Origin of the sequence: Tessaracoccus sp. SD287, from assembly GCF_017355265.1 — a bacterium.
Classification (GTDB): Bacteria; Actinomycetota; Actinomycetes; order Propionibacteriales; family Propionibacteriaceae; genus Aestuariimicrobium.
This window is the reverse complement of record NZ_JADIJQ010000016.1, coordinates 20,098-31,269: the sequence shown is the minus strand read 5'-3', so window position 1 is coordinate 31,269 and position 11,172 is coordinate 20,098. Positions and strand designations below refer to the sequence as shown.

Genomic DNA, 11,172 nt, shown 5'->3' with positions numbered 1-11,172 from the left:
CCTCGGTGGAGCCGCCCTGAGCAGGGGGGGCGCTCATGTGATCTGTTCCAGGAGGCTGGTCTCAACGTCGTAGATGAAGCCGCCGACCCTGACCCGGTCAGCGAGCAGGGGGTGCTGCCGCAGCAGTGCGACATCGGCGTGGATCCGGCCACGCTGGTCCGGGTCCGCGCCGATGGGCAGGTTGCCGAGGTCCGCACCGGTCGTCTCCGAAACGCGGCGGCGGATCGCATCGTCGTCGCCGCTTGCCACGGCACAGCTGGTGTGTTGGACGATCAGGATGCGGTCCACGTTGAGAAGGTGTGCGGCTAGCACGCATCCGGTGAGCGCGTCCGCGGTGACATGGCCCCCAGGGGTGCGCATGATCTTGGCGTCGCCCAGTGTCAGGCCCAGCATCGCCAAGGGCTCCAGGCGTGAGTCCATGCAGGTCACGACGGCGATCCCGGCGTGAGCGATGCCGTCGAAGGGGCGAGGTCCGGACCTCGCGTAGCGCTGGTTCGCAGCGATCAGATCACCGAAGATGTCCTCGTCCATGACCGAAACAGTAGCGACTTGACACGCGAATTGCAATTCCGGAAGCTAGGGCAGTAGCATTGATGCGAGGCGGTGGTCGACCAACCGCAGCGCCTGATCGCGAGGTGGGCACATGGGGACATCAACTCTTCGCCCTGCTCGGCGTCGCGCGGGCCCCGTTCGTTTCGTCCGCCCCGCTCACCATCGCCACGAAGTCGGCGACCCTGACGCCGCGCTCCAGATCATGGCGCAGGTGGGTGCCGGGAGCCAGATGGTAGTGATTTCGCCGCCCCGACTTCTCCTTGATCACGTAACCCTGCGTCACCAACTCACCGACTATCTGCTGCACGGCTCGTTCAGTGATACCCACCTGCTGCGCGATGTCTCGCATCCGCGCCGTCGGGTTCCGGGCAAGGGCCACGAGGACGTGGCCATAGTTGGAGAGAAAGGTCCAGTCGCCAGGTGCCATAGCGGAGCATGATACACGATTCATCATTCACGAAATAGAGAGGTAGCAATGACCAATCCACTTGCCGAGGCGATCCACCTGGACCAGGATCCGTACGGTCTTGACCGGCTCCTGGAAGCCGACATCGACATCCTCACACAACTGCATGAGCAGGTTCTCCACGAGAGAGGAGCCGGCGCGCTCGCCACGCTCATGCAGCAAGTGCAGGACTCGGCGGCACGGGCCGCCGATGGCGGCGACCCCGAGGAGCCTGGCCGGGTCGTCGGGGCACTGACCGCTACCCAGGCGCTTCAACTCGCGCAGGCCCTGACCGTTCACTTCCACCTGATCAACCTCAGCGAGGAGCGGTACCGCTCCAGACTCATCCGCGGGACACACTCCGAGGTGGCAGGCACGGCGCCGGACGTCTGGCCAGCGGTGGCCGCACTCGGCCCCGCGGCGGCTCGCGTGAAGAACCTCCGCATCCATCCGGTGCTGACCGCGCACCCCACGGAAGCTCGCAGGCGCGCTGTCTCCTCAGCCCTGCATCGTATCGCCGAACAACTGGACCGCTACGACGATCCAGGCTCCGGCTCGCAGGAGCGGGACTTCGCTCAGCGCCGGATGCTGGAGGAGATCGACATCCTCAGCCGCACCTCCCCCCTGCGCACCACACCACCCCAACCCTCGGACGAGGTTCGCACCGTGATGTCCGTGTTTGACCAGACGCTGTTTCAAGCGGTGCCACGGTTGTACCGCACAGTCGAGTCCGCGATCGCCGACGGGGAGCCGGGCCGTTGTCGCCCGTCGGTTCCCGGTTTCCTGCGGTTCGGTTCCTGGGTGGGCGGTGACCGGGACGGCAACCCGTTCGTCACGGCCGAGGTCACCCGGCAGACCATGTCCATCCAGGCGGAGTGCATCCTCAAGGCGCTCGCCACCGGAGCAGATCGCGTCGCCCGCACCCTCACGATGAGCGAGGACGCCAGCCCCCCGTCGCCCGAACTGGCCAGTGCGCTGGCCCGTGATTCGGTCACGGCGCCGGAGATCTTCCAACTCATCCGCAAATCGTCTCCGGGAGAGCCGCATCGGCAGAAGCTACTCTTCGTCGCCACCAGGCTCACGGCCACCAGAGAGGGCCAGATCGATCTCGCATACCGCGAGCCCGCTGAGTTGGTGGCTGATCTCAGTCTGATCCAGACCTCCCTGGAGCAGGCAGGAGACACACGGGCGGCTTTCGGGGAGCTCCAGCACCTGATCTGGCTGGCCGAAACCTTCGGCTTCCACCTGGCCGACCTGGAGGTGCGCCAGCACAGCGATGTGCACCGGCGAGTCTTGGACGAACTGCTCGGGCAACTCGACTGGGACCCGGAAGCGCCGGGCAGCCCCACGCGGCTGGAGTTGCTCGACTCGCTCGCGGTCAACGGTTGGCCGGCCCACGTCCAGGCTCTCAGCGACGCCACCCGCGAGGTGCTCGACACGCTTCGGGTCATGTCCTGGCTTCAGGAGCGCTGGGGGGCTCAGTCGTGCGGCCGTCACGTGGTGAGCTTCACCCAGCAGGCTCAGCACCTCGTCGCAGTGCGCGCACTTGCTCGCCTCGCGGTCGGTGACGCCGCCCTCAGGTTGAACGTGGTTCCGCTTTTCGAAACCGGAGCCGACTTGAGCGGGGCCGTCGGTGTCCTTGAAGAGTGGCTCACCTTGGAGAGCACCCGCAGCTGGCTCGACGAGGTGGACTGGCACGTCGAGGTGATGGTCGGTTACTCGGACTCGGCCAAGGACGTCGGGCCGGCCAGCGCAACCCTGACTCTTTACCGGGCGCAGACCCAGATCGTTGAGTGGGCGCAGCGTCACGGCATCCAACTCACGCTGTTCCACGGCCGAGGCGGATCCCTGGGCCGTGGCGGAGGCCCTGTTCACCGGGCCATCCTGGCCCAGGCTCCGGGTTCGGTCTCCGGCCGGTTCAAGGTCACCGAGCAGGGTGAGGTCATCTTTGCCCGGTACGCGGACGTGACCCTGGCCCAGGCGCACTTGGAGCGTCTCACCTCGGCGGTGCTGCTCGCAGACACCGACGACGTGGTGCACCGCAACCGTGCCGCCGCTGAGGAGTTCGACGATGTCGCGACGACGGTGGAGCGGGTCTCTCGCGAGACCTACCTCAGCCTCGTGCGCACGCCTGGTTTCGCCGATGTCGTGGCTGCGTCGAGCCCGCTTGAGGAATTGGGGCGGCTGAGGCTCGGATCCCGCCCGGCGCGGCGAAGCGGCGCGGAGAAGGGCAGGGATCTGAGTGACTTCCGGGCCATCCCCTGGGTGTTCGCATGGTCCCAGATCCGGGCGAACGTGCCCGGCTGGTTCGGGCTGGGCTCCGGGTTGGCCGCTGTGGATGACCTCGAGCGGTTGCGCGAGGCCTACCGTCAGTGGCCGCTGTTTGCCAGCATGATCGACATTGCGGAGATGAGCCTCGCGAAGGCCAACCCGCGCCTGGCGAAGTCCTTCCTGGCACTCGGTGGGCAGCTGAGCGTCACCAGCGCCGTGCTGGCGGAGCACGAGCTGACGCGCAGCTTGGTGCTGGCGACCCTGGAGCAGGAGGAGCTACTGGAACGCAAGCTCCGCCTCGGCACCCGGGTTGCACTGCGGGCCCCGTCCATCGACGCGCTCAGCCACCTGCAGTTGCGCGCACTGCGCGTCATCCGCGAAGGCGGTCCGGGAGACGACGCCCCGTCTGAGGAGGACCGGGAACAGTGGACGCGGGTCCTGTTGACGACCGTGAACGGAGCGGCTGCCGGTCTGCAGAACACGGGATAGCCGTAAGGACGACCGGCGTGCCCTCGTAACTTGCTTGTGGCGCGCCGGCTCCCGCGCCGATGCTCCGTCTGCCGGACTGCTACACTCTCGGCATGATACCCACGGTGCTGCAACCCCCGGACGCTTGTCCCTGTGGACCGTGATGAACACTGAGCCGACCCACCGGGACGAGGCTGAGGCCCCCCGGCGTAGGGCCATCCATGCGGGGCGCCGGGGCGATGAAACGGGGTCTCGAGCTTTTTCGCTACATCGCGGTCATCGGGGCGGTCACAGCACTTCTGCTGTCCGTGACCACCTACCTCTGGGCACTCAGCAAGGCCTTGTTGTTTGTCGAGACGCTGCTCACCGCGTCGACTAACCCCGACGCTGCGCTGGTCAAATTGTACGAGAGCGTGGACTCGATCCTCATCGCCACGGTGATGCTCATCGTCGGCTACGGACTGTGGGAACTCTTTGTGGGCGACCTCAACCTGCCCCCAAGCCTCACCACGCTCTCCTTTGACCACCTCAAGGGCCGAACGGCTGGGACGCTGCTGCTCGTGATCGTGGTGCGATTCCTTGAGGTGCTCGTTGCCAGGCCGGAACCGGACGAGTTGTTGGCGGTAGGGCTAAGTGTCACCCTCATCGGTGCACTGCTCTTCGCTTTCTCCAACTGGCACCGACCCCAATAGGGCCATCTCCGCCAAGTGTCGGCCCAGCGTATTGTCTCACTGTCAAGTCCCACGCAACTGGGGCGGCCCAGGCATGCGTCTAGCGTAGTTGCGGCTGCCCCCAAGGGCAGGTACCCTCGAGTTGTGCGGAGAGGGAGTATCCCCACAACGGGTCCGACGTCAGCACGGCGCAAGCCCGTCGGATCGGCCGTAAGGCGGGAGAGACTCGACGTTCTTCCTTTGCATGAACCTCACTCGTATGCACCTCACTCCGGGAGACAGCTTGCCCACGGACAGCCTCACCGACGACAGCCCAGCCGAGACTGATCCGTCCTGGCATCTGATCACCACCGACCACGCTCTGGCGCGAACTGACTCGCGGGCCTCCGGGATCACGACGCCAGAGGCCGAGGAGCGCTTGAAGCGCTACGGCACCAACGAACTCATCGACCGCGGCGGCACACCGGCCTGGAAGATCCTGTGGGAGCAGTTCACCTCGGTGATGGTGTTGATCCTCATCGCGGCCACCGTCCTCTCGCTGATCCTCGGCAAGTTCCTGGAGGCCGGTGCCATCGGCGGGATCGTGCTGCTGTTCGCACTACTCGGCTTCTTCCAGGAGTACCGAGCAGAGAAAGCCATCGCCGCCCTGCGCCAAATGACGGTACCCACCGTGCGGGTCCTCCGCGACGGCGGCACCGTCCCATTACCGGCACGGCAACTGGTACCGGGAGACGTGATCCATCTGGACGCGGGCACCGTGGTCCCGGCCGATCTACGACTGCTCGAGGCGGTCTCCTTGAGGATCCAGGAGGCGGCACTGACGGGCGAGTCCGAGGCCGTGGACAAGATGACCGCACCTCTAGCGGGTTCAGACCTCCCCGTGGGTGATCGCGTCAACATGGCATTTTCCGGAACCGAGGTCACCTACGGCCGTGGCGTGGGTCTGGTCATCGCCACTGGCATGGCCACGGAACTGGGCAGGATCGCCGACCTGCTCCAGGGGGTGACGGCGGAGCAGACCCCGCTCCAGGCGCGCCTCGACAGCGTCGGAAAACAACTTGCCGTCCTGGGCGTCGTCACCGCAGGGGTCGTTGCGGTCCTTGGCGCGCTCGCCGGCGAGACGTGGAGCGACCTGGTGCTCACCGCCATCTCGGTGGCCGTTGCGGTCATCCCAGAGGGTCTACCGGCCGTCGTGACGTTCACGCTGGCCGTGGGTGCCCAGCGGATGCTGCGGCGCAACGCCCTGGTGCGCAAACTGCCTGCGGTGGAGACCCTGGGCTCGGTGACCACCATCTGCTCGGACAAGACAGGCACCCTGACCCAGAACAGGATGACCGTCTCAACGCTGATCCTGCCCGAGGGCCTCTGGACACCGGGAGGTGGCCCGCCGTCAGGTCTGGCCCTCGTCGCCTTGGCGGCCGGGGCACTGTGCAACGACGCCGAGCTTCGCCACGTCGCCGGGGAGGGGGCTGAGGCGATCGGCGACCCTACTGAGACCTGCCTGCTCGACGCGGCCAAGCGGGGCGGGATCGACGTGGTAACCCTGCGCACGGTCCTGCCGAGGATCGGGGAGTTGCCCTTCGATTCCGAACGTAAACGCATGAGCACCCGGCACGCGGCGCTAGCCGGGCGGGTCTCCGAGCTGGCGCAGCTACCGCAGGACCACGATCTCCTCTTCGTGAAGGGAGCCGTCGACGCGCTCGTTCCCCGCACCGCTGGCGTGCTCGCCGACGGCGGCGTCCGAGCCTTCGACGACGCCACGCGCGCCTGGGTCGAGAACACCAACAAGGACCTGGCCTCACGTGGCCAGCGGGTGCTGGGCCTCGCCCTGCGGCTCATCCGCCCCGGGCACACGCCGGCCGACCCTGAGACCGACCTCGTCCTGCTGGGCGTCGTCGGCATCATCGATCCCCCTCGGCCCGAGGTGGCCACAGCCGTGGCCACTTGTCAGGGCGCCGGCATCCGACCGGTCATGATCACAGGCGACCACCCCCTGACTGCGCAGGCCATCGCCCGCGAGCTCGGCATCGGGCGCGACGGTGGAGTGCTGACAGGCGTCGAGCTGGACCGCCTTGACGCCGAGGAGTTCGATCTCGCCACCAGGACTGTGAGCGTGTTCGCCCGCGTCTCGCCAGAGCACAAGCTCCGCCTGGTCGATTCGCTGCAGCGTCATGGCCAGATCGTGGCCATGACGGGCGACGGCGTCAACGACGCACCCGCGCTGAAGAAGTCCGACATCGGCGTGGCCATGGGCATCACCGGCACCGACGTCTCGAAGGAGGCCTCGGACATGGTGCTGCGCGACGACAACTTCGCCACCATCATCGCCGCCGTCGAGGAGGGCAGGGTCATCTATGACAACCTTCGCCGGTTCGTCTCGTTCGCCGTGGCCGGCAACCTCGGCAAGATCATCGTCATGGTCGGCTGGCCCATCCCGTTCCTCTTCCTCCCATTCGATGCTACGGCGGCTGTGGCCCTGCTCCCGCTGCAGCTGCTTTGGCTCAACCTCATGACCGACGGCCTGCTGGGCCTCGCGATGGGCAAGGAGCCTGCTGAGTCCACGGTGATGCGCAGGCCGCCCCACGTGCCCGGCGGGAGTCTCTGGACGGGCGGTCTGGGCCGTCGGACGGTGTGGGTCGGCCTGGTCATCGGCTTCGTGGCGCTGGGAATCGGCTTCTGGTACCACGAAACCGGCAACCCGGCGTGGCAGTCGATGCTGTTCACCACCCTTGCGTTCCTGCAGATCGGGCAGGCCTTCGCCACCCGGTCCCACCACGACTCGCTCACCACGATCGGCTGGCGTTCCAACCCGTTGCTGCTGTGGATCGCCGCACTGGTGCTGGCACTGCAGTTGGTAGCGCTCTACACGCCGCTGGGTGTGCTCCTGCGGCTGGAGCCGCTGGGCGCGGTCGATCTGCTGATCGCAGCGGCCGCCGGTGTCGGATTGCTGGTGCTTATCGAGAGCGTCAAGGCCGTGGATCGTGGCAGGGGCGTGGTCATCAGCATCGGACGCGACTGAGGCCGGGCTGGTGCAGCCAGCGCGGATCGTGTGCCCGTTGGCCGCTGCGGAGACCGTCCAGATGGAGGGCATCACCGGCATCGATGCGGACATGCCGGTCATCCGGAGAGCTCCAGAGGAGTCCACCGCGGCCAGGCCCTCACGTTGCGCCCGCCTCCAGTCCTCTCGGTCCAGTCTCGCCCATCGCGGCCCACACGACCCAGAGTCTGGCCGAAAGTCAGTCACCTCCTTGAGGCCCGGGATCATCATTCCCCATGGGGAACCCGTGGGGAATGATGATCCCCCCCAACCAGGCAAGAAGCCTGTCCTCGACGGCAATCGGGAACCGCGTCCCCCGGTGTCACCCGTCGCCAAAGGCGAACCAGCACCCAGAGACAGAGAATCGGCGAGAGGTTCTCACCTCTCGCCGATTCCCTGTATTTGCCCTAGTCAGAGGCACTTTTGTGCGCGAGAGAGGAGTTGAAGCTCTCTTCTGTCAGCCGATAATGGCCCCCTGACAAGGTCTTATGTGGGTTGATTGCTACTTCGTCACCTTGTCGTGGGGAATACGTGGGGAATAGCACCGGAGCCAAGGCCGCGCGGACCTCGCGTCCAAGACTGCCTTCAGCATAGGCCGACGACCGCCAAGCGTCGCAGCCCCAACCCACCCGGCGTTCACCGCAACGCTGCCAGCAGAGCGGCGCCGACCAGGCAGGCTCAAGAGGAGTGCCTCCAAGGCGTCCACGAGCCCTCGGGCAACCACGCACGTGACAGCGACGGCCTCCATGTCACACCTCCCACAGTCTCGGCGATCTCGGTGTACGACTTGCCCCGCGTCGGCGCAGGACGCCGTGGACGTCGGCCTCCTGGAGCCACAATCCTGTCCCGGTGACATGGTGGTGTGGCTCGGGGTTCATGGGCGTCCTCCTGGCGGCGGCGAGCGAACACGACATCCGTCCTAACGGGCTCCGGCTCCTCCTCGCGGACAGGGGCGCCGCGAAGCCACCAGGAGACTGGCGCTACGGATCGTCCCTGTCCGCCGAATCCAGAGTCGGACGTCCACGTCGGCGGACCAGACGTCGCCACCACCCTTGATGACAGGGACAGGGTGCGGCGTGCGGTCGACGACGACCCCACTGGTGGCGGGTTCGGCCGGGGTGGCGCCGGGCGGTCCATTTCTCCGCCCGCTGGCGACCATCGCGAAGGACGCCCCCCTGGAGGCCGCCGTGGCCGCCATGCAGGCGGGCGGCACCCACTTCGCGCTCGTCGTCGACGGTGAGGAAACGATCGGTGCCGCGATCCTCGAGGACGTCGTCGAGCGAGCAATCGGAGAGGTGAGGGACGTCGCCCAGCTGCCACGCACGCCTTGAACGTGGTGACACGCGCAGACGATCGAACGGCTCACCGGCGGCGGCCATTCCGGGTGTCCGGGCGCTTGCAATGGTAGGAGGATCAGGGCACCGCGGCGGTCAGCGCAGAGAGGGTGGCCAGGACGGCCTCGGCCGCCTCGCGTCCCTTGTCCTCCGGTGATCCGGGAAGCCCAGCCCTGTCGAGCGCCTGCTGCTCGGTGTCACACGTGAGGACACCGAAACCGACGGGCGTTCCAGTGCGGGTCATCACGTCGACGATGCCGTGGGTGGCGCCTGCGCAGACGTAGTCGAAGTGGGGTGTCCCGCCCCGGATGACGACACCGAGCGCGACCAGCCCGTCGAAGTGGTGGGCCAGGCGGGCACAGGCGACCGGCAGCTCGAACGTGCCCGGGACGCGGACCACCGTGACGGTCGCGCCGGCCCGTTCCAGCGTGGTAACTGCGTTGGTGACGAGAGAGTTCATGACGAGGTCGTGCCAGGACGAGGCGACGACGGTGATGCGTCGGCCGCGGCCGTCGACGGTGAGGTGGGGGGTGCCGGAGCCAGCCATCAGGCCTCCTGGACGAGGGTGGACGCGGTGGGTAGGCGGTGGCCCATCCGCTCGCGCTTGGTGGACAGGTAGTGCACGTTGTCGGGGTTGGGCTCCACGATGAGCGGACGGAGGCCGGTGATGTCGATCCCCGCCGTGCGCAGGCCGTCGGCCTTGGCCGGGTTGTTGGTGAGCAGTTCGGCCCGGACCACCCCTTGGGCGGTCAGGATGGCGGCGGCGGCGCCGTATTCGCGGGCGTCGACCGGTAGGCCCAGCAGGGTTTGGGCGTCGACGGTGTCCGCGCCGACGTCCTGGAGGGCGTACGCCGACAGCTTCGCGAGCAGCCCCACGCCGCGCCCCTCGTGACCTCGCAGGTAGATCACGACACCCCCCTGACGGGCAATGACGGCGAGGGACTCGTCGAGTTGGCGGCCGCAGTCGCAGCGGCGGGAACCGAACGCGTCCCCAGTGAGACATTCGGAGTGGAGGCGGACGAGCGGTGCCGCGCCATCGGTGGTGAGGCCGCGTGGGCTGATCAAGGCGAGGTGTTCGGCGCCGGTGCGCCGGTCCCGGTAGCCGTGCAACGCGAACGTCCCGTGGGCGGTGGGCAGCGTCGTTACGGCGGCCAGCGTGACGCGGTCGTACAGGTCGCGCCAGGCGACCAGGTCCGCGATCGTGATGACGGGCAGGCACTCGGCCGCGCCGAGGGCGACGACGTCGGGCGTCCGCATCACCTCACCCGCATCGTGGACGAGTTCACCGATCACGCCCACGGGCGGCAGGCCGGCCAGCCGGCACAGGTCGACGGTCGCCTCGGTGTGCCCCTGCCGTTCGAAGACCCCGCCGGGCCGGGCGCGCAGTGGCAGGACGTGCCCGGGCCGGATCAGGTCGGACGCCGCGGCGTCCGGGTTGCCGAGGACGCGGAGCGTGGTGGCCCGGTCCGCCGCCGAGATCCCGGTCGTGACCCCGGACGCCGCGTCCACGCTGACGGTGTACGCGGTCCGCAACGGGTCGGCGCTGTCGGGAACCATGAGGGGCAGGCCCAGACGGTCGGCCCAGTCGACGGGCAGGGGGGCGCACAGGTAGCCCGATGTGTGCCGCACCATCCACCCGACCCATTCGGCGGACGCCGTCGAGGCCGCCAAGATGGCGTCCCCCTCGTTCTCCCGGTCGGCGTCGTCGAGGACCAGGACCGGACGGCCGGCGCGCAGCGCGTCCAGGGCTGCGGGAATGGTGGCGAACTCAGGCATGGATGGTCTCCCGCAGGGCGCCAAGTTCGAGACGCTCGAGGTGGGCGACGATGTACTTGCCGAGGATGTCCGCCTCGAGGTTGACGACCGCCCCGACAGCGGCGGGACCGAGGGTCGTCAGCTCGAGCGTGGTCGGGATCAGCGAGACCGTGAACCGGTCCGGCCGGATGTCGAACACGGTCAGGGACACGCCGTCGACGGTGACCGAGCCCTTCTCGACCAGGTAGCGCTGCACCTCGGCTGGGCAGGAGATCTCGACCACCTCCCACTGCTCGCCCGGCGTACGGGACAGGATGCGGCCCGTTCCGTCGACGTGTCCCTGCACGATGTGCCCGCCGAACCGGCCGTCGGACCCCATCGCCCGCTCCAGGTTGACCCGGTCCCCCGGGGTGAGGCCGCCCAGCGATGTTCGCCGGAGTGACTCGGCCATGACGTCGACCATGAACAGGTCCCCGTCCAGGCCGGTCACGGTGAGGCAGACACCGTTGACGGCGATCGAGCTGCCGTGGGTGGCGTCGGAGGTGACGAGCGGACCGCGGACGGTCACGACGGCGGAGTCCTCCAGGTGGCGGATCTCGACGACCTCGCCCAGTTCTTCGATGATGCCGGTGAACATGA

General features: G+C 67.8%; 9 protein-coding genes. 4 read left to right on the top strand and 5 right to left on the bottom strand.

Annotated features, from left to right (window positions below; genetic code table 11):
• Positions 1 to 33: 33 nt before the first annotated feature.
• Positions 34 to 531, bottom strand: coding sequence for a carbonic anhydrase (locus IPV09_RS08290; protein ID WP_207474771.1), 498 nt, complete (start codon positions 529 to 531; stop codon positions 34 to 36).
• 121 nt (positions 532 to 652) lie between these two features.
• A complete protein-coding gene (locus IPV09_RS08285; protein ID WP_083665557.1) occupies positions 653 to 979 on the bottom strand; it encodes a helix-turn-helix domain-containing protein in 327 nt (108 codons plus the stop codon).
• Positions 980 to 1,027: 48 nt separating this feature from the next.
• Here IPV09_RS08285 and IPV09_RS08280 point away from each other — a divergent pair, with 48 nt between their 5' ends.
• From IPV09_RS08280 to IPV09_RS08265, 4 genes are all read left to right on the top strand, one after another.
• Positions 1,028 to 3,757: a phosphoenolpyruvate carboxylase gene (locus IPV09_RS08280; protein WP_207474770.1), complete on the top strand. Its 2,730-nt coding sequence runs from the start codon at positions 1,028 to 1,030 to the stop codon at positions 3,755 to 3,757.
• 200 nt (positions 3,758 to 3,957) lie between these two features.
• A complete protein-coding gene (locus tag IPV09_RS08275; RefSeq protein ID WP_207474769.1) occupies positions 3,958 to 4,428 on the top strand; it encodes a YqhA family protein in 471 nt (156 codons plus the stop codon).
• A 262-nt stretch (positions 4,429 to 4,690) separates the two neighbouring features.
• The gene (locus tag IPV09_RS08270) at positions 4,691 to 7,426 is read left to right on the top strand and encodes a cation-translocating P-type ATPase (protein WP_207474768.1); all 2,736 of its coding nucleotides are present in this window, start codon (positions 4,691 to 4,693) and stop codon (positions 7,424 to 7,426) included.
• A gap of 1,094 nt (positions 7,427 to 8,520) precedes the next feature.
• Positions 8,521 to 8,775, top strand: coding sequence for a hypothetical protein (locus tag IPV09_RS08265; protein WP_076062268.1), 255 nt, complete (start codon positions 8,521 to 8,523; stop codon positions 8,773 to 8,775).
• Between the two features lie 82 nt (positions 8,776 to 8,857).
• On the opposite strand, the gene ribH is transcribed toward IPV09_RS08265, so the two are convergent.
• From ribH to IPV09_RS08250, 3 genes are read right to left on the bottom strand one after another with little or no spacing between them, the layout of a single operon-like run.
• Positions 8,858 to 9,325: a 6,7-dimethyl-8-ribityllumazine synthase gene (gene ribH / locus IPV09_RS08260; RefSeq protein WP_076062264.1), complete on the bottom strand. Its 468-nt coding sequence runs from the start codon at positions 9,323 to 9,325 to the stop codon at positions 8,858 to 8,860.
• Complete coding sequence (gene ribB, locus IPV09_RS08255; protein WP_068750357.1) at positions 9,325 to 10,554, bottom strand: 3,4-dihydroxy-2-butanone-4-phosphate synthase; 1,230 nt, start codon at positions 10,552 to 10,554, stop codon at positions 9,325 to 9,327. Before ribB ends, ribH begins: the two co-directional genes overlap by 1 nt.
• The gene (locus IPV09_RS08250) at positions 10,547 to 11,170 is read right to left on the bottom strand and encodes a riboflavin synthase (RefSeq protein ID WP_076062262.1); all 624 of its coding nucleotides are present in this window, start codon (positions 11,168 to 11,170) and stop codon (positions 10,547 to 10,549) included. Before IPV09_RS08250 ends, ribB begins: the two co-directional genes overlap by 8 nt.
• Positions 11,171 to 11,172: the final 2 nt, after the last annotated feature.

Coding starts and splice junctions, on each gene's coding strand:
- IPV09_RS08290 (WP_207474771.1), bottom strand. CDS start 531: ATGGACGAGGACATCTTCGGTGATCTGATCGCTGCGAACCAGCGCTAC.
- IPV09_RS08285 (WP_083665557.1), bottom strand. CDS start 979: ATGGCACCTGGCGACTGGACCTTTCTCTCCAACTATGGCCACGTCCTC.
- IPV09_RS08280 (WP_207474770.1), top strand. CDS start 1,028: ATGACCAATCCACTTGCCGAGGCGATCCACCTGGACCAGGATCCGTAC.
- IPV09_RS08275 (WP_207474769.1), top strand. CDS start 3,958: ATGCGGGGCGCCGGGGCGATGAAACGGGGTCTCGAGCTTTTTCGCTAC.
- ribH (WP_076062264.1), bottom strand. CDS start 9,325: ATGGCTGGCTCCGGCACCCCCCACCTCACCGTCGACGGCCGCGGCCGA.
- ribB (WP_068750357.1), bottom strand. CDS start 10,554: ATGCCTGAGTTCGCCACCATTCCCGCAGCCCTGGACGCGCTGCGCGCC.
- IPV09_RS08250 (WP_076062262.1), bottom strand. CDS start 11,170: ATGTTCACCGGCATCATCGAAGAACTGGGCGAGGTCGTCGAGATCCGC.